At 32.5% G+C, this 18,896-nt stretch carries 16 protein-coding genes and 3 tRNA genes; 18 read left to right on the plus strand and 1 reads right to left on the minus strand.

The genetic code is table 11. From position 1 onward, the window contains the following. Window positions 1-63 precede the first annotated feature (63 nt). From pcnB to AB162_RS02925, 17 genes are all read left to right on the plus strand, one after another. Complete coding sequence (pcnB, locus tag AB162_RS00915) at window positions 64-1,422, plus strand: polynucleotide adenylyltransferase PcnB (protein WP_260080704.1); 1,359 nt, start codon at window positions 64-66, stop codon at window positions 1,420-1,422. A gap of 12 nt (window positions 1,423-1,434) precedes the next feature. Then, window positions 1,435-1,956 (plus strand): 2-amino-4-hydroxy-6-hydroxymethyldihydropteridine diphosphokinase, encoded by a 522-nt coding sequence (gene folK / locus AB162_RS00920; RefSeq protein ID WP_053096681.1) that lies wholly within the window; start codon window positions 1,435-1,437, stop codon window positions 1,954-1,956. Window positions 1,957-2,023: 67 nt separating this feature from the next. Continuing rightward, window positions 2,024-4,630 (plus strand): leucine--tRNA ligase, encoded by a 2,607-nt coding sequence (leuS, locus tag AB162_RS00925; protein ID WP_053096683.1) that lies wholly within the window; start codon window positions 2,024-2,026, stop codon window positions 4,628-4,630. A gap of 113 nt (window positions 4,631-4,743) precedes the next feature. Further along, window positions 4,744-5,805, plus strand: coding sequence for a DNA polymerase III subunit delta (gene holA / locus AB162_RS00930; RefSeq protein WP_053096685.1), 1,062 nt, complete (start codon window positions 4,744-4,746; stop codon window positions 5,803-5,805). A 14-nt stretch (window positions 5,806-5,819) separates the two neighbouring features. Continuing rightward, window positions 5,820-6,464 carry a nicotinate-nucleotide adenylyltransferase gene (gene nadD, locus AB162_RS00935; protein ID WP_053096687.1) on the plus strand — a complete coding sequence of 215 codons (645 nt, stop codon included), beginning with the start codon at window positions 5,820-5,822 and terminating at the stop codon, window positions 6,462-6,464. Window positions 6,465-6,749: 285 nt separating this feature from the next. After that, the gene (gene lipB, locus AB162_RS00940; protein ID WP_082239272.1) at window positions 6,750-7,367 is read left to right on the plus strand and encodes a lipoyl(octanoyl) transferase LipB; all 618 of its coding nucleotides are present in this window, start codon (window positions 6,750-6,752) and stop codon (window positions 7,365-7,367) included. A 95-nt stretch (window positions 7,368-7,462) separates the two neighbouring features. Next, window positions 7,463-8,386, plus strand: coding sequence for a lipoyl synthase (gene lipA / locus AB162_RS00945; protein ID WP_053096691.1), 924 nt, complete (start codon window positions 7,463-7,465; stop codon window positions 8,384-8,386). Window positions 8,387-8,672: 286 nt separating this feature from the next. Then, window positions 8,673-9,899, plus strand: a complete 1,227-nt coding sequence (gene mdtH / locus AB162_RS00950) for a multidrug efflux MFS transporter MdtH (protein WP_053096693.1) — start codon at window positions 8,673-8,675, stop codon at window positions 9,897-9,899. Window positions 9,900-10,018: 119 nt separating this feature from the next. Beyond that, complete coding sequence (gene pgsA, locus AB162_RS00955) at window positions 10,019-10,567, plus strand: CDP-diacylglycerol--glycerol-3-phosphate 3-phosphatidyltransferase (protein ID WP_053096695.1); 549 nt, start codon at window positions 10,019-10,021, stop codon at window positions 10,565-10,567. A gap of 62 nt (window positions 10,568-10,629) precedes the next feature. Next, window positions 10,630-10,704, plus strand: a tRNA-Gly gene (locus AB162_RS00960). Between the two features lie 106 nt (window positions 10,705-10,810). Then, a tRNA-Cys gene (locus tag AB162_RS00965) sits at window positions 10,811-10,881 on the plus strand. A 32-nt stretch (window positions 10,882-10,913) separates the two neighbouring features. Next, window positions 10,914-10,996: transfer RNA gene (locus AB162_RS00970), tRNA-Leu, on the plus strand. 212 nt (window positions 10,997-11,208) lie between these two features. Next, a complete protein-coding gene (gene pgl / locus AB162_RS00975) occupies window positions 11,209-12,207 on the plus strand; it encodes a 6-phosphogluconolactonase (protein ID WP_053096697.1) in 999 nt (332 codons plus the stop codon). A 673-nt stretch (window positions 12,208-12,880) separates the two neighbouring features. Beyond that, entirely contained in the window at window positions 12,881-13,579 is a 699-nt protein-coding gene (gpmA, locus tag AB162_RS00980; protein ID WP_053096698.1) for a 2,3-diphosphoglycerate-dependent phosphoglycerate mutase, read from the plus strand. A 456-nt stretch (window positions 13,580-14,035) separates the two neighbouring features. Then, entirely contained in the window at window positions 14,036-14,716 is a 681-nt protein-coding gene (gene cmk, locus AB162_RS00985; RefSeq protein WP_053096701.1) for a (d)CMP kinase, read from the plus strand. 126 nt (window positions 14,717-14,842) lie between these two features. Then, the gene (rpsA, locus tag AB162_RS00990; protein ID WP_053096703.1) at window positions 14,843-16,534 is read left to right on the plus strand and encodes a 30S ribosomal protein S1; all 1,692 of its coding nucleotides are present in this window, start codon (window positions 14,843-14,845) and stop codon (window positions 16,532-16,534) included. Window positions 16,535-16,648: 114 nt separating this feature from the next. Beyond that, window positions 16,649-16,816 carry a Trm112 family protein gene (locus tag AB162_RS02925; protein WP_082239273.1) on the plus strand — a complete coding sequence of 56 codons (168 nt, stop codon included), beginning with the start codon at window positions 16,649-16,651 and terminating at the stop codon, window positions 16,814-16,816. Between the two features lie 22 nt (window positions 16,817-16,838). On the opposite strand, the gene dsbA is transcribed toward AB162_RS02925, so the two are convergent. After that, on the minus strand, window positions 16,839-17,474 hold the full coding sequence (gene dsbA, locus AB162_RS00995; RefSeq protein ID WP_053096705.1) for a thiol:disulfide interchange protein DsbA: 636 nt from the start codon (window positions 17,472-17,474) through the stop codon (window positions 16,839-16,841). Window positions 17,475-17,937: 463 nt separating this feature from the next. Here dsbA and pyrB point away from each other — a divergent pair, with 463 nt between their 5' ends. Next, window positions 17,938-18,879 carry an aspartate carbamoyltransferase gene (pyrB, locus tag AB162_RS01000; protein WP_053096707.1) on the plus strand — a complete coding sequence of 314 codons (942 nt, stop codon included), beginning with the start codon at window positions 17,938-17,940 and terminating at the stop codon, window positions 18,877-18,879. Window positions 18,880-18,896 lie beyond the last annotated feature (17 nt).

The following is an 18,896-nucleotide window of genomic DNA, read 5'->3' on the forward strand; positions in this document are numbered from 1 at the left end:
AAGTGTGCACATACATAAAATACATATTTTACTTAAAATTATTTATTATTACTGATGTTAACTATTTTTACCCGAACAGCAAAATGTTGCCGTCAGGGACTTAATAGTGAAAATGTTGACACTGAATTGGCATTAACTTTAACTATTATCCCACGCAATCAGCACTCCATCTCTCGTAAAGAGATCAGTGCAAATGCATTAAAGGTCCTTTACCGTCTTAGTAAAGCAGGATTCGATGCCTATTTAGTAGGAGGTTGTGTGAGAGATATTTTATTAGGTAAAAAACCTAATGACTTCGATATTACTACAAATGCTACTCCAGAAGAAATGCGTAAATTATTTCGTAATTGCCGACTAGTAGGTCGCCGCTTTCGTCTTGCTCACGTGATATTCGGCAAAGAAATAATTGAAGTTGCTACTTTAAGAGGTCATCACAAAAGAATTGATCCTAAAAATCAATATAGTAGTACGACTACAACAGCTACCTCACTAACCTGCAAAAATGGGATGTTATTACGTGATAATATTTTCGGTTCTATTGAGGAAGACGCTCAGCGAAGAGATTTCTCTGTAAATTGTATTTATTATAGTGTTATAGATTTATCTTTAAGAGATTATACAGGTGGCTTAAAAGATATAAAAGATAAGAAAATTCGTTTAATTGGAGATCCTGAGACCAGGTATCGGGAAGATCCCGTTAGAATGCTACGCGCGGTGCGCTTCGCAGCTAAATTAAACATGACTATAAGTGAAGAAACAGCAAAACCTATTCTTAGACTGTCAAAATTATTAGATCATATTCCTCCAGCTAGGCTATTCGACGAAGCTATGAAATTACTGCAAACTGGGTATGGTGAACAAACTTATCGCTTACTTTGTCAATATCAGCTGTTCAAAAAACTATTTCCATTGATTAGTAGAAAATTTACCGAGAACGGCGACAGTTATATGGAAAGAATGATCACAAAAGTACTTTCATATAACGACAATAAATTTCATAAAGCAAGTATGGTTAATCCTGCTTTTTTATTTGCTGCTATGCTATGGTATCCTTTATTAGATTCTGTGCAAAAAAAAACAAAAGATAGCAGAATTGCCTATTTTGATGCTTTTATAATTGCTATTAATGATGTACTAGATGAACAGTCAAATACATTAGCTATTCCTAAAAAGATAACAATCTTTATACGTGATATGTGGCAATTACAACTCAAGTTATCACTTTATAATGGTAAAAAAGCTCAAAAATTAATAGAACATCCCAAGTTTCGCAGTGCCTATGATTTACTAGTACTACGCGCTGAAGTAGAAAAAAATATTGAATTACAGCGTATTCACAACTGGTGGAATAAATTACAAACTACATTAACTTTACATCGTAATATGATACATACTATGAGTCTACTAAATCAAGAGAAATAAAAATAAATTATTATGGAACTTGTATTTGTCTCAGTTGGTAGTAATTTATCTGAACCTTTGCTACAGGTAACAAAAGCACTATCTGCTTTAGGAGCAATCCCAAAAACAAGTATAGTTATGTGTTCTTCTTACTATAGAAGCAGACCATTAGTCAATAATTATAATTATAATAATAATCAGCCTGATTATCTTAATGCTGTGGTAGCATTAGAAACTGAACTTACGCCAGAATTATTTCTATATTATATAAATATAATTGAAATACAACATGGACGTACACGTCAAAAGTACCGCTTTGCGCCCCGTACTTTAGATTTAGATATTGTACTATTTGGTACCAAAATAATAGCAACAAGTAAGTTAACTGTGCCACATTACGATATGCATAACCGTGAATTCATTATTTATCCGCTAGAAGAGATTGCTCCTAATATCATATTACCTGATGGCACATCCCTAGTTGCCATCAGAAGAAACATTAATAGAAATGGCATGATATTATGGGATGATACCTCTCTAATTACTGAGAGATAAGTATATGGTAGGTTTATGTTCTCAGATAATGTATTTTACTACATAAGGATAAGGATGATTAACTGCTATGCAAGAGCTTTATGACCCTCAAAAGATTGAATATGATATTCAGAAATACTGGCATGAAAATGAAACTTTCCAGGTAAAAGAAGATATCAATAAAGAAAAATATTATTGTCTATCTATGCTACCCTATCCATCTGGTAGTCTGCATATGGGACATGTACGTAATTATACAATCGGCGATGTCATTGCAAGATATCAGCGTATGCAAGGGAAAAATGTACTGCAACCTATAGGATGGGATGCTTTTGGCTTACCTGCTGAAATAGCAGCTATAAAAAACAAAACAGCACCTGCAAACTGGACTTATGCTAATATTAATTATATGAAAAATCAACTAAAGCAACTAGGTTTTAGTTACGATTGGAGCCGTGAAATAACAACATGTCAACCAAAGTACTACCGTTGGGAACAATTATTCTTTACCCAATTATATGAAAATGGTTTGGTATATAAGAAAACTTCACTAGTACACTGGTGCTCAATTGATAAAACAGTACTTGCTAACGAACAAGTAATAGATGGGTGCTGCTGGCGATGTGGTCATAAAGTAAATTACAAAAAAATTCCACAGTGGTTCATTAAAATTACCGCTTATGCTGACCAATTACTTTATGATCTAGATAAACTAGAATACTGGCCAGAACAGATCAAGACTATGCAACGTAATTGGATTGGTCGTTCTGAAGGTATAAATATTACATTTGAGGTAGCAGAAACAGAAGAACAACTTACTGTTTATACCACACGTCCCGATACTTTAATGGGCGTGACCTATTTGGCAATAGCTATTAATCATGTACTAACTAGAAAAGCTGCTAGTTGTAATTCAGAATTATTGGATTTCATTAATAATGAAAGCCATACACAATTAGCAGAAGCGGCCATAGTAAAAATGGAAAAACAAGGTGTATTTACTGGTTTATACGCAATCCATCCTATTAAAGGAGAAAAACTACCAATATGGGTGACTAATTTTGTACTTTTTGATTACGGTACTGGATCAGTGATGGGAGTACCTGCACATAATCAGCATGATTGGGAGTTTGCAAAAAAATATAACTTACCTATTAAGACTGTCATTCTTAATGAAGAAAGCAGTAAACCTAATAAAAGCAGTAAACCTAATATAGGTGCACGAGCAATGATGGAAAAAGGTGTTCTTTATAATTCTGGTGAATTCGATGGCCTAAATTATCAAGATGCCTATAAAGCCATTACTAAAGTTTTGATAGAAAGGGGGATAGGTAAGAAAAAGGTAAACTATCGTTTACGTGACTGGGTAGTTTCACGCCAACGTTACTGGGGTGCTCCGATACCTATGATAACACTAGAAAATGGTTCAATAGTTACAACATCTATAGATAATTTGCCTGTTATCTTACCAGAGTATGCTTTTATGGAAGGAATTTATAATCCCCTGAAAAATGATAAAACATGGTCTAATACTACTTATAATAATCATGCGGCAATGCGTGAAACTGATACTTTCGATACTTTTATGGAATCTTCTTGGTACTACGCACGCTATACTTGTCCAAATTATGATAAAGGAATATTAGATATTGCTGCAGCAAACTATTGGCTACCTGTGGATCAATATATTGGCGGAATTGAACATGCTACTATGCACTTAATGTACTTTCGCTTTTATCATAAATTATTACGTGATGCTGGGTTAGTTCAATCAGACGAGCCTACTAAACGTCTATTATGTCAAGGTATGGTGTTAGCTGATGCATTTTACTATGTAGATAGTAGTACCGGTGAACGTATCTGGGTTTCACCTAGTAATGTTAAAACAGTTCAGCGTGAAAAAAACGGAACAATTGTTAAGGCTATCGATTCACAATGTAACGAGCTAGTATATGCAGGCATGATAAAAATGTCTAAATCTAAAAATAATGGTGTAGATCCGAATATTATAATTAACAAATATGGAGCTGATACTTTGCGTTTGTTTATGATGTTCGCCTCTCCAGCAGAAATGAATTTAGAATGGCGAGAGTCTGGTTTAGCTGGTGCTAAAAGATTTTTAACACGTCTATGGACGATAATATATAAACACACTAAACTTGGTATGGTAATTGCGCTAGAATATTCCAATATTAGTAATGATCAAAAAAAATTACGTAGAGAATTACATCAAACAATAGCTAAAGTAACTGATGATATCAGTCGCCGCCAAACGTTTAATACTGCGATTGCTGCTATTATGCAGTTAGTAAATACACTATCCGAAGCATCGAAAACAAATGCACAAGACCGCGCTATTTTGCAAGAAGCTCTGCTTGCTGTAGTACGTATGTTATATCCATTTACACCTCATATTTGCTTTAAGCTATGGCAAGCATTAGGTGGAAAAGAAAATATTGATAATGCTCCATGGCCCATAATAGATAACAATGCACTGTTAAATGATAATATATTAATCATTGTTCAAATTAATGGTAAAATGCGCAGTCGAATTACAGTTCCAGCTGATGCAGACGAAAGATTAGTACTAGAATCTGTTTACAGAGACAAGTCTGTTATGAAATATTTAAATTTAAAAACACCCAATAGAGTAATTTATATACCTAAAAAACTGGTGAACCTAATTATAGGTTAGTAAATTACATTTAATTATAGATACTACTAGTAAAATAAACTTGCATAACAGCTTTTGACGCTTAAAATAAATAATTTTTATATGATAAAATATCATATAATTGAGATACAGCTATGATTAGGCTATATCCCTCTCAGTTAGAAGTACAACTAAAAACTAATTTGTATTCTTACTATTTACTGATTGGTAATGATATACTTTTGCTGCAAGAGAGCCAAAATAGTATTTACGCTAAGGCACATAATCTTAGGTTTAATGAACATTATAGCATAGTGTTAGACGAAGTCACAGATTGGGATACTATACATAGTATAAGTAAAACACGAAGCCTATTCGCAAGTCGCCAAACTTTATTATTGATAATACCTGAAAAAGGTATCACTGCAATGATAGAAGAAAAATTAGTAGCTATATTAGGATCTTTATTAAATAAAGATTTATTACTAATTTTACGTAGTAACAAAATGTTTAGTGTGAATTATAATAGTAAATTGTTAAAAGTATTAAGTAACTACCATGGAGTGTTAGTTAACTGCACTACGCCTGAACCTGATAAATTGCCATTATGGGTTCATAACCGTGCAAAAAAAATGCAGCTATCGCTAGATAATGCTGCTTGTCAGTTACTATGTTATTGCTATGAAGGAAATTTATCTGCATTGGTCAATGTACTAGAGCTCCTCAAGTTAATGTACACTGATGGCATACTTACTCTACCGCGGGTAGAGCAATCAATAAATGATTCCTCTCACTTTACTATTTTTAATTTGATAAATACTATACTAGAAGGTAATCATGAACGTGCTAGTCATATTATACACAAGTTACGGTTAGTAGCTATAGAACCAGTGATACTGCTACGCTACATCCAGCAAGATGTTTTGCTACTACTTAATATTAGTAATAAGATAAATGATACGCCTATAAGAATATTATTTGACCAACATAAAATATGGATCAATCGTAGACCTTTACTTCTGAAGGCGCTAAAGCGGATAAATTTACAGCGCTTGTATAAAGCCATAACACTAATTCTAAAGATAGAACTAACTATTAAGAATACAAATAATGATGCTAGTGATAGTGATTATATATGGGCTAATATTAATAATTTAGCACTGCTATTATGTTGTAGTAATGAGCTTATTCCTGCAGAAATGATAGAATATATCTAAGTAATATAAAATATATGGCTAAAAGATTATTAACTGCTTTCTATGGTGGTACTTTTGATCCTATTCATAATGGTCATTTACAGCCAGTAATCGCTCTAGCCAAGCTAGTCAATCTAAAACGAGTTATTATTTTACCAAATAAAATTCCACTACACCGTAAACAGCCACAAGCTACCCCTAATCAAAGACTAATGATGACACGACTAGCTATTGCAGATACCCAATGTGAGCTATTTATTATAGATGAAAGAGAATTACACAGTCCTAAACCATCTTTGACGGTAGAAACATTTAAATCTATACGTAGAGAATATGGTCCGATAGCCCCGATCGGGTTAATTATAGGTCAAGATTCCCTATTAACGTTACCACAGTGGCACAGAAGTCAAGAATTATTAGAATTATGCCATATTATTGTTTGCACTAGACCTTGTTACCAGCATTATAGTAGTAGTTATTTATGGATAGAAAATCGTTTAACTAATGATCCTACAGCTATGTGCTACCAACCAGCTGGACTAGTATATTGTGCTGCAACACCAGCACTAGCTATCTCAGCTAGTGAAATTCGCTGGCGCCTACATGCTATTCTACCTTGTTGTGATTTATTAACTCCTTCTGTACAAGGTTATATTTTAGAGCAAGGATTATATCGATAGTATATTTATACTGTTTTGTTATCTATTAACAATAGAAATTACCAATAAATTATAATTAATTACATTTAGTAAATTATTTTTATTTTTTATATATATGTTTTATATTTATCTTTTTGTCATAATTATAATTTTTAGTTATAAATTAATAGTTTAAGCTTTAGCTAGAAACTAAAATTTATTATTAATACAATGAATAATCACTATTTTTATAGTTATGTCGATACATACTAAATTAATATCAACTACTATACTTTTACCCAAATAGTTAAAAAAATGTGGATATAAATTATTAATAATATTATTGTTAGAAATATGGGTATACAGCCCTATCTATCTATTTTGCAAGCTATGCACCATTTTACTGATAATCGAAAAATGCAAACTCCTGATGAAGTATGGCTAGTACAGCATCCACCTGTCTTTACTCAGGGACAGGCTGGTAAATCATCTAATTTGCTGATGCCTGGAGATATCCCAGTGGTACAAAGCGATCGTGGCGGACAGGTTACCTATCATGGGCCCGGCCAACAATTAATGTATGTTATGCTAGATTTACGCAGACGTAAACTGAGTGTACGTAATTTAGTTTCTTTATTAGAGAAAACTGTTATCACTACTCTTGACTACTTTTCAATTAATGCTTATACCCGTGCTAACGCCCCTGGCGTATACGTCGGAAAATATAAAATTTGCTCTATTGGGTTACGTATTAAAAAAGGTTATTCTTTGCACGGTTTAGCACTAAACATAGCTATGGATTTAGCTCCATTTTTACTTATTAATCCCTGCGGTGAATCAGGATTACGTATGACTCAAGTTAGCCAGCTATTATCAGTAGAATTTAGAATAGAATATTTAGTTTACAGACTAATATATACATTCCTATCGCTAATAAAAACCTAATACGTTAGTTATTAACACATTGCTTACTAAATATAATTTAGTAGGATACATTATAATAAATAGTATTTATATTTAGATGATGGACTAATATTTATATGAGTGAACCTAAAAAAATTAACTTGCACTTAGCGAAAAATAACACTAATAGTGAAGAAAAATTACGTAAACCATCATGGATAAAAATTAAATTTCCAAATAATTACTATAATATTAATTATATTAAGACTATGATGAAACAAAATGGTTTACATACTATTTGTGAGGAATCGTCTTGTCCAAACATTTTTGAATGTTTTAGCTGTGGCACTGCTACTTTTATGATATTAGGTAAAATTTGTACCCGCCGATGTGCTTTTTGTAACGTAGCTAATGGTAAACCAATTAATCCAGATATCAATGAACCAGAAAAAATAGCTGCAACCATTAAAAATATGGGATTACGCTATGTAGTAATAACTTCTGTAAACCGTGATGATTTACATGATGGTGGCGCTAAACATTTTAGTGATTGTATCAGTGCTATAAGATCAAAAAACGCTACTACTAGTATCGAAATACTAGTTCCAGACTTCCGCGGACGCATGAAGCAAGCAATAGAAATACTTAACAAAACGCCACCAGATGTATTTAACCATAATATAGAAAATGTGCCACGTCTTTACCGTACAGTTAGACCAGGTGCTAACTATAGCCATTCTTTGAAGTTACTTAAAACATTTAAAGAATGTAATCCATCTTTACCTACTAAATCAGGTCTAATGATGGGCTTAGGTGAAACAAAAGATGAGATATTAGAAGTAATGCGTGATTTACGTCTAAACGGCGTAACTATGCTAACTATAGGTCAATATCTCCAGCCTAGCATTCATCATTTACCTGTAAAACGTTATGTCAGTCCTAAAGAATTTGATGAAATAAAAAATGAATCTTTAGCTATGGGTTTTACTCATGCTTATTGCGGTCCTTTTATCCGTTCTTCCTATCACGCGGATTTACAATATCAAGATAAAGGTATATAAAAAATAATTATGTACTATTAAGAATTTAATACCAGTACTCAATCAAGTTAAATTGCACTTATATATTAAGTTGCAGTACTAACTAAAAAAAAATTAGTGAGTTTGGGTTGAAAATATATATTTTTTAATTAAAAATTAGTAAAACTAATTTAGTTATATAATGTGTATGCTATTACAAAAATAGCATCCATTACTGCTCTCTCGTTAAACTAAAATAATTGTCACAATCTCATGTATGATCTTCTTCTTATTGATCATTTTTTGTTCATATAACCTATGGTGTAGCATGTCTTCGGTATCACAAGCTCGAAGCTTGGGTAAGTATTTTCTTTTTATAGATAATATGTTAGTAGTAATGGGTTTTTATATAGTATTTCCACTTATATCTATTCGTTTCGTCGATCAACTTGGTTGGGCTGCACTGTTGGTCGGTATTGCTCTTGGGATACGCCAATTTATTCAGCAAGGGCTAGGTATTTTTGGTGGTGCGTTTGCTGATAAAATTGGCGCAAAACCGATGATTATAACCGGTATGATAATGCGTGCTATTGGTTTTCTTTTTATGGGTATTGCAGATGAACCATGGTTACTATGGTTATCCTGTACACTATCAGCATTGGGTGGCACATTATTTGATCCTCCACGTACTGCGCTAGTTATTAAACTAACTAGACCATGGGAGCGTGGTCGTTTTTATTCAATATTAATGATACAGGACAGTACTTGTGCTATGGTTGGTTCACTACTTGGTAGTTGGCTACTACAATATAATTTCGAATTAGTTTGTATAGCAGGTGCAGTACTATTTATTTTAGCTGCTATTTTTAACGCTTGGCTACTTCCTGCTTACCGTATATCTACGGTACAGACTTCTATGATAGAAGGAATGCGAATAGTACTATATGACCATCGTTTTGTTACCTATGTGTTAACATTAACAGGATATTATATGTTATCAGTACAAGTAATGTTGATGCTACCTATTAGGGTACATGAGATAGCTGGTCAGCTTGCTGCAGTAAGATGGACATATGCTCTTGAAGCTGCCTTATCGTTATCGCTATTGTACCCAATTGCTAGATGGAGTGAGAAACGCTTTAGTCTAGAAACTAGGTTTATGTTTGGCCTAATGATTATGCTCTTGAGTCTATTTCCGATCGGTATGATTCATAACCTAAAAGTTTTATTTTTGCTAATTAGCATCTTTTATACTGGATCAATTATAGCTGAACCAGCACGCGAAACTTTAGGGGCATCACTAGCAGATCATCGTGCTCGTGGTAGTTATATGGGTTTTAGCCGTATAGGCTTAGCTTTTGGAGGCGCTATTGGTTATAGCGGTGGTGGATGGTTATATGATATTGGTAACCAGCTAGATATACCGCAGTTACCTTGGTGTATGTTAGGAATTATAGGTCTTATTACATTATTAGTATTCTATTGTCAGTTTCAGCTGCGCCCTATCAAACCTATGATAAAACCTATAATGTTGAACCGTAGTAGTAGGGAATAATTAACCATGAAATACAATTATATTACATATAAATAAAATTACATTACATTTACAACATAATAGAGCATTTAATTAGGCTCTAGTAACGTCTCTTTTAGCCAGAGAGTTACCAAAGTACAATGCGATTAAATATCCCTACCTATTTTACTATGTTACGTGTTATTATGATACCTGTTTTTGTACTGGTATTCTATTTACCCTTTCAGTGGGGATATAGCATCAGCGCATTAATTTTCTTTATTGCTGCTGTTACTGATTGGTTAGATGGTTTTTTAGCACGTTATTTGAAACAAACTACCAGTTTTGGTGCATTTCTTGATCCAGTTGCTGATAAATTGATGGTATCAGTGGCACTAGTACTAGTAGCAGAACATTTTCACTCATATGTCATTACTTTACCTGCAGCTACTTTAATTGCACGAGAAATTATTATTTCAGCATTAAGAGAATTGATGGCTGAATTAGGTAAGCGCTGTAATATTGCAGTTACTTGGATTAGCAAAGCAAAAACTACTGTACAAATGCTAGCATTAATTACATTACTATGGCATCATCAAGAGCTAGTAATATTAGGTATAATTTCTTTGTATATTTCTGTAATACTAACATTATTTTCTATATTTCAGTATTTATACGTCGCATGGTGTACTATATTAATAAAAAAATAGTAATTATCTTGACTGGTATTGGTAGCATAATTAAACTAGAGATATAGTAGTAATATACTAATGCGGGAATAGCTCAGTGGTAGAGCACAACCTTGCCAAGGTTGGGGTCGCGAGTTCAAATCTCGTTTCCCGCTCCAAATCAATATAATTTAATAACTAACTTATTAATTAATTTTTTTCTTCTTTACTAATACTAATGCAACTAATTGCAGCAACTTCACTGATTATATATAGCTAATATACGGCGCGTTGGCAGAGTGGTTATGCAGCGGATTGCAAATCCGCGAACATCGGTTCGATTCCGGAACGCGCCTGACATAAATTTAAATTTTTGGTGATTTTTTATGCCTGGGTGGTGAAATTGGTAGACACAAGGGATTTAAAATCCCTCGGCTTTTAGCTGTACGAGTTCGAGTCTCGTCCCAGGCACAAAATTCTTTTTTAGATCTTACTTAAGTAAAACAATGAAAATATTTAACTATAATGTGTCACTGTTTTTAGGTATGAGTTAGTATTAATGTAAATTTATAATTTTACAGTTATTAAACTACTAATATTTAATTATTTATAATAAGGAAATATTTAGGAAAGTAAATTACCTATTTGTCTTTCATAAAATGTACAAACAAGTAGGAAACAACATGAAGACATTTGTCTACGTTTCTAGTCCTGAAAGTAAGAATATTCACGTTTTTAAAATGGATACATCTGGAATTTTAAAATTACTACAGGTAGTCAATACCCCAGGAATAGGACAGCCTATGATTATCCATCCAGCTAAAACCCATCTATATCTTGGCGTACGTCCTGTCTGTAGTATAATTAGCTATAGTATTAATAATAATAATGGATTACTACATGAAGAAAATACATCATTATTACCTAGTACTCTGAGTCCAACCCATTTGACTACTGATTTATCAGGGCGTACCTTATACTGTACTTCATATAATGGAAGTTGTTTGAGCGTAAGCCAAATAAATGAAAATGGGATTGCTAGTAAACCAATACAGATTATCGATAGTTTAATTAATTGTCATTCATCTAATATAGATACTAATAATAAAGTAGTTTGGGTTCCTTGTCTGACAGAAGATCGGATTCGTCTATTCTATAGAGAAAAAACAGGAACATTAACGCCATGCTCACCCGAGGCCGTACATAATAATGATGGTACTGGTCCACGACATATGGTATTTCATCATTCTGGTAGATACGCTTATGTTATTAATGAACTTAATAGTAGCGTTACTATATATAGTAACGCCGGGAATTTTCCTTGTATCTTAAAAACTATAAATTTTATGCCTGATTTGTTCTATGGTGTAAGATGGGCAGCAGATATACATATCACTCCTGATGGTAAATGGTTATATTGTAGTGATCGTAGTGCTAGTATTATTGCATGTTTTAGCGTTTCTGATGATGGCAGCAAATTACATCTAATTGGCCATCATAATACTGAAAAACAGCCAAGAGGATTTAATATTGATGCTACAGGTAGCTATTTAATTGTCAGCGGCCAAAAATCAAATCATATTACTGTATATAGTATAAATAAAACTAATGGTTTTCTTAATATATTATCTCGCAACTTAGTAGGAAAGGGCCCAATTTTTGTAGTTATTCTGCAATTATAGTAATTACATACCATACATAGATAGCTATATCTATTTAAGTAAGCCATGACCTAGATTGTTACCTTATAGTTATCTAGTACACAAAAATACAATATATTTTTAAATAAAAAATTTTCTTATATCTTACACCAAACCTTAGCAGTTGCTAAAGTAGTTTATGCTAATAAACTATAAATAATAGTAACTAAATTATAGTTTATAATATTAAATATTTATGTTTTTAACTACTTAAAAAAAAGTATTACTATCTTTTAAAATTAAATTAATTATTGCAATGATAGTTACAGGTATAATTACAAATTATAATTAACATTTAACTGTACCTGTAGGCGAGGCTAAGTGTTAGGTCCTAGTAAACACAATTTTTCTGCTTAAGTTGCTTGATAATTCAAGTAGGGAATAGCATCATATGATGCACATATACCATTAAAACATAAAAAAAAATTAGTAATTTACGTAGTTATCCAGTAGTTTTTTGTTTTAAGAATTTTCCTTGTTTCCTGCATATATCAGGATTAAAAAAATTATATCAGGTCTAATTATTGTTGTAGCGATAAACAGCAGCTGTCGCTAAATCATTTTTTTTATAAGTGATAATTATATATCTCATTCATTTAGTTCAAATTATAGTCAATACTTATATTTTTACTTAATTTAATTGAGGATTGATGTAATGCAGGTAATTAGATTAGTTTTAATACGTCACGGCGAAAGTAAGTGGAATAATGAAAATCGTTTTACAGGATGGACTGATGTTGATCTATCAAATCAAGGTCGTAAAGAAGCAAAACAAGCTGGGAAAATGCTAAAAAAAGAAAATTTTATTTTTGATTTTGCGTACACATCAGTACTGAAACGTGCTATCCATACTTTATGGTTTATACTTGATGAGTTAGATCAAGTATGGTTACCAGTAGAAAAATCTTGGCGCTTAAATGAGCGCCATTATGGCGCATTACAAGGTCTAAGTAAAATTGAAACTTCCATTAAATATGGAGAAAAAAAAGTACAACAGTGGCGACGTAGCTTTGCCGTTATTCCACCTGAATTAACTCGCAACGATAAACGTTTTCCAGGATATGATGCTCGCTACTATAATGTAAGTACTAATGAACTACCTACTGCTGAAAGTTTAGCAATGACTATTAATCGTATTGTTCCTTATTGGAACAGTTCAATTTTACCTCGCCTTAAAAAAGGCGAACAAGTAATTGTTGTAGCACACGGTAATTCTATTAGGGCAATAGTAACATTTTTAGATAAACTAAGTGAACAAGAAATTATTCAACTAAATATTCCAACCGGAGTACCACTAATATATGAATTTGATGAGGATCAACATCCTATTAAACATTATTACCTTGGGTTATAGTTATAGTAGCTGTTTTTAATCACTATATTATTACTTAATATAAATTATCACTTTAATTAGTTATTTATATTATGGCTATTTATGACTATGAGCATGCATGCATGCATGCATTATATCATACATTTACTAAAAGTTACTGATAACTATAAATAATTCTTTTGCTATGGCCGAGCTTTATAAAAATTAGCAGATTTAAAAATTACTATACTAATATAATAATATATAAACATTTGATTTTTTTACTGGGCGCATAGCGCAGCGACAAATATTGCTACCTATCTATAATTATCATCTTACTGCCATGTTTTGGACGCAAATGACTATCATAGATTTTAAATGTATCAATAAAACTTGTCCTATTTTTTTTGTGCTACTTATATCTCTTAATAATAAAAATATTATTTAATAATTAATAATTATTTGCTATGTTATACTTTTAATAAATAAAAATAATAAATGACAGGTATTGTACCAGTAATAACCGTAGATGGACCCAGCGGTTCTGGAAAAGGAATACTATGCAAAGTATTAGCAGAACAATTCAAGTGGCATTTATTAGATTCTGGTGCAATGTATCGATTACTAGCACTATTATCGCTAAATAATAATATAGTCATTAATAGCGAAAAAGCACTAATATCATTGGCAGTAAATCTAGATGTAAGCTTTGTGGTAAAAAATGGACAATGCCGTGTGGTATTTAAAGGAAAAGATATGAGCAAGGCAATATATAACGAAAAAATAGGCAATACTGCTTCCACAATTGCCACTTTACCACAAGCACGCGAGGCATTATTACATCGTCAGCGTGCATTCCGCGTTAATCCAGGATTAATTGCCGATGGACGTGATATGGGAACTGTTGTATTTCCAGACGCTGTAGTTAAAATATTTCTCGATGCTTCATCCGAAGCACGAGCACGACGTCGTATGCTACAGTTACAGAAACAAGGCTTTAGTGTTAACTTTGAGCAACTGTTATCTTCAATCAAAGAAAGAGACGATAGAGATCGTAATCGTATGGTAGCTCCTCTAAAACCAGCATATGATGCGTTGATTATTGACTCAACTAAGCTTACTATTGACGTAGTAATAGCTAAAGTTATTGGGCATATCAATAAAATTATATCATTCTAATGATAACTAGAGACAGTAGTATGTATTATGTTCTGTTGCAGGATGAAATAAGTAACTAGGCCTTTATAGCAATCCCATCCAGTAATATAGATGGAAGTTAATTAAAAAAATTGAAGATGATCAAATATGACAAAATCTTTTGCTCAACTCTTTGAGGAATCTCTGAAAGAGATCGCAACCCGTCCGGGTGCCATAGTTCGTGGTAAAATAGTTTCTATTGCTAAAGACGTTGTTCTGGTTGATGCTGGCTTAAAATCGGAATCTGCTATTCCTATAGCACAATTTTTTAATGCCCAGGGAGAACTAGAAATAAAAGTTAATGATCAGGTTGATGTTGCTTTAGATGCAATAGAAGATGGTTTTGGTGAAACGATATTATCGCGTGAAAAAGCTAAGCGTTATGAAGCTTGGTTGATGTTAGAAAGAGCTTATGAAGAAGCTGCAACCGTTATTGGAATAATAAATAGTAAAGTTAAAGGTGGTTTTACAGTTGAACTGAATGGTATTAGAGCTTTCCTACCTGGTTCTTTAGTAGATATGCGTCCGCTTCGTGACACATTGCATATAGAAGGCAAAGAGCTAGAGTTTAAAGTAATAAAATTAGATCAAAAACGTAATAATGTTGTAGTGTCTCGTCGTGCTGTTATTGAATCTGAAAATAACTTAGAAAGAAATCAGCTATTAGCTGAGATGCAAGATGGTATGGCAGTAAAGGGTATTGTTAAGAATCTTACAGATTACGGCGCTTTTGTTGATTTAGGTGGTGTTGATGGTCTACTACATATCACTGATATGGCATGGAAGCGAGTGAAACACCCAAGCGAAATTGTTAATGTTGGCGATGAAATTTGTGTTCAAATTTTAAAATTTGATAGAGAACGTACCCGTGTTTCTCTTGGTTTAAAACAATTAGGACAAGATCCATGGGTAGCTATTGCTAAACGTTACCCTGAAGGTTATCGTTTTACTGGACGAGTAACTAATTTGACAGATTATGGTTGCTTCGTTGAAATAGAAGAAGGGGTTGAAGGACTAGTACACGTATCAGAAATGGACTGGACTAATAAAAATATTCATCCATCAAAAGTAGTTAATGTTAATGATATAGTAGAAGTGATGGTACTTGATGTAGATGAAGAACGTCGTCGTATTTCTCTAGGTTTGAAGCAATGCCAAGCTAATCCGTGGCAAAAATTTGCTGAAACTCATGATAAAGGTGACCGTGTAGAAGGGAAAATTAAATCTATTACAGATTTTGGTATTTTTATTGGTCTTGAAGGTGGTATCGATGGTTTAGTTCATTTGTCCGACATATTCTGGCATGTTTCTGGCGAAGAAGCAGCACGGGAGTATAAAAAAGGTGACGAAATATCTGCTGTCGTTTTACAAGTAGACGCTGAGCGCGAGAGAATTTCATTAGGTATTAAGCAGTTAGATGAAGATCCTTTTAATCACTACTTATCTTTGAACAAAAAGGGTACAATGGTTACTGGAAAAATAACTTCTGTAGATAATCAAGGTGCAACAGTTGAATTAGCAAGTGGTGTTGAAGGTTATTTACGTACTTATGAAATGGATAACTCTAATAGAGAAAGAGAACATGCTATTAAATTGCTACATATAGGTGATAATATTGAAGCTAAATTAACGAGCATAGATAGAAAAAATAGAGTTATTAACTTGTCAGTTCGTACTAAAGAAAAAGAAGTAGTTGATGATAAAAAGATTATTAGTACTAGTACTGTTCATCACAAGCAGGAAGAAAAGAACTTTACTAACGCTATGGTTGAAGCTTTCAAAGCAGCAACAAAAAATTAGTCTCACTAACGTTAAAAATTTACAAGGTATTACGTGCACGCAAACTAATATAATTAATTTATTAACAACTAAGTTACCTAACTTACCTATTATTATTATTATTTTAGGGATATAATGGATTATCGCTTATTAGACATAATAGCTTGTCCAGTCTGTAATGGAAAACTATACTTAAACAAAAAATATAATGAACTAATTTGTAAGTTCGATGAACTAGCTTATCCTATTCGTGCTAATATACCAGTATTACTGACAAACGAAGCACGTGTGATAATCAAATAAAATGATACTAATTAGTAAATGCCTATAAATAATGCTTAGGCTTGGTAAGTAGGTAGTTAACAACATCACTTAATTGTTTGATGTACACATCACTTGATGTAATATCTAGTCCATCATATTTAACCATATATTTACCGTTAATAACCATAGCTGGTACTCCACTTAATTTTAACTCAGTAGCTGCCTTTTCTTGCTGCTTCTGCAATGTTTGTACTACACAGCTATTCCAGGCTGCATCATATTCTTTCGCGCTTACCCCAGCTTTAATAAACATTGTTCTGATATCATTAGTTGTTTTAACATACTGTGTGTATTGTACTCCATAGAATATTATTGGACGGACTTTATCTTCTACGCCAAGTTGTATGGCTACTGCCCAAGCTTTAGTTAGCTGTTTACTAAGTGGTCCTAAGTAGTTTACGTGGTATTTTTTCACTTTAATATTATAAGGTAATGATTTTTTTAATTTTCTATCTATATTATAGATATTAGAAAATTTATAGCAGTGCTGACAGTAAAATGAGAAAAATTCAATAACTTGTGGTTCACTGGTCGCAGGTCTGTTTAGACAGATATATTCCTTACCTTCAGTAAACTGAACTGCTGAAGTATTACTTACTAAAGTAATACTTATTATCAAAGCAACAAAAAATTTCATATACAAGTAATCTCTATAGCTAGGTAAACTATTTTATCTATTGTAAAATACAACTAATTGAGGTCACAAATAGTATATAATCATATTAATTTTTTATTGTTTTAATAATAATTTGTTGTTCTTTAATGAAAATTAATAATCACTCATCATATAATCAACATAATTGTTACATAAAAAAAATTAAGCAAAATAAAGCAATTAGCCGAACAATGTTTTATGCTAAAAAGCATAAATAAGCATAAGTTTACTATTGGTGTATTACTGTCTCTGCTTTTTGCAAACAACAAACAATTTCTTTAATTATCATTATCACTAAAATTTTATGCTAAAATCAAGATTATATGTAATCTATTCTATTACATGCCCCTCCAATGGAGGGGCTTTTTTTTTATTACTTAGTTGAATAGTAGTTAGTACGTACATACAATAATGTACGCTATGTAATGTTAGGAGTACCAAAAATATGATTAATCCTTTTTATAGAAAGCATATTATTTCTATAAATGATTTTAGCCGCAAAGAATTAGAGCTAGTGTTACACATAGCAGCTTGCCTGAAGGTTAGGCAACAACCAGAATTATTAAAAAATAAGATTATTGCTAGCTGTTTTTTCGAGGCTTCTACTAGGACTAGATTATCTTTTGAAACTGCTATTTATCGTCTTGGTGCCTCTGTAGTTGGATTTTCAGATGCTAGCAATACATCATGGAGTAAAAAGGGTGAGACTTTAGCTGATACTATTTCAGTTATTAGTACTTATGTAGATGCTATAATATTACGTCATCCGCAGGATGGTTCAGCACAACTTGCTACAGAATTTTCCGGTCAGGTACCTATTATAAACGCTGGTGATGGTGCCAATCAGCATCCAACACAAACATTACTTGATCTATTCAATATTTATGAAACTCAGGGTAGATTAGACAATATTAGTATTGCTATGGTAGGTGATCTAAAATATGGTCGCACTGTACATTCCTTAACTCAAGCACTAACTAAATTTAATGATAATCGTTTTTATTTTATCGCCCCTGAGACACTGGGGCTACCAGCTTATATTTTACAATCTATTATAGATAAAGGTATTAAGTATAGTATGCATGTAAACTTAGCTGATGTAATAGCTCAGCTAGATATTCTATATATGACAAGAGTACAAAAAGAAAGATTAGATCCAACAGAGTACGTGAACGTTAAAGCGCAGTTTGTGCTACAGAAACATAATCTCACTAAAGTACGCAATAATCTTAAAGTACTGCATCCTTTACCACGAATAGATGAAATAGCTTATGATGTTGATCAAACACCATACGCTTATTATTTTCAACAAGCAAGTAATGGTGTATTTACCAGACAAGCTTTACTTGCGCTAGTGTTAAATAAACAATTAGATATTATTATATGAATAATTATTATGGTATT

The sequence above is a fragment of the Candidatus Palibaumannia cicadellinicola genome (genome assembly GCF_001269425.1).
Lineage (GTDB): Bacteria > Pseudomonadota > Gammaproteobacteria > Enterobacterales > Enterobacteriaceae > Baumannia > Baumannia cicadellinicola_A.

What these genes read in the sequence shown, in the direction of transcription:
- pgl (WP_053096697.1), top strand. Translation starts at nt 11,209, where the DNA reads ATGAAGACATTTGTCTACGTTTCTAGTCCTGAAAGTAAGAATATTCAC.
- dsbA (WP_053096705.1), bottom strand. Translation starts at nt 17,474, where the DNA reads ATGAAATTTTTTGTTGCTTTGATAATAAGTATTACTTTAGTAAGTAAT.
- pgsA (WP_053096695.1), top strand. Translation starts at nt 10,019, where the DNA reads ATGCGATTAAATATCCCTACCTATTTTACTATGTTACGTGTTATTATG.
- rpsA (WP_053096703.1), top strand. Translation starts at nt 14,843, where the DNA reads ATGACAAAATCTTTTGCTCAACTCTTTGAGGAATCTCTGAAAGAGATC.
- folK (WP_053096681.1), top strand. Translation starts at nt 1,435, where the DNA reads ATGGAACTTGTATTTGTCTCAGTTGGTAGTAATTTATCTGAACCTTTG.
- cmk (WP_053096701.1), top strand. Translation starts at nt 14,036, where the DNA reads ATGACAGGTATTGTACCAGTAATAACCGTAGATGGACCCAGCGGTTCT.
- lipA (WP_053096691.1), top strand. Translation starts at nt 7,463, where the DNA reads ATGAGTGAACCTAAAAAAATTAACTTGCACTTAGCGAAAAATAACACT.
- AB162_RS02925 (WP_082239273.1), top strand. Translation starts at nt 16,649, where the DNA reads ATGGATTATCGCTTATTAGACATAATAGCTTGTCCAGTCTGTAATGGA.
- gpmA (WP_053096698.1), top strand. Translation starts at nt 12,881, where the DNA reads ATGCAGGTAATTAGATTAGTTTTAATACGTCACGGCGAAAGTAAGTGG.
- nadD (WP_053096687.1), top strand. Translation starts at nt 5,820, where the DNA reads ATGGCTAAAAGATTATTAACTGCTTTCTATGGTGGTACTTTTGATCCT.
- mdtH (WP_053096693.1), top strand. Translation starts at nt 8,673, where the DNA reads ATGTCTTCGGTATCACAAGCTCGAAGCTTGGGTAAGTATTTTCTTTTT.
- pyrB (WP_053096707.1), top strand. Translation starts at nt 17,938, where the DNA reads ATGATTAATCCTTTTTATAGAAAGCATATTATTTCTATAAATGATTTT.
- leuS (WP_053096683.1), top strand. Translation starts at nt 2,024, where the DNA reads ATGCAAGAGCTTTATGACCCTCAAAAGATTGAATATGATATTCAGAAA.
- holA (WP_053096685.1), top strand. Translation starts at nt 4,744, where the DNA reads ATGATTAGGCTATATCCCTCTCAGTTAGAAGTACAACTAAAAACTAAT.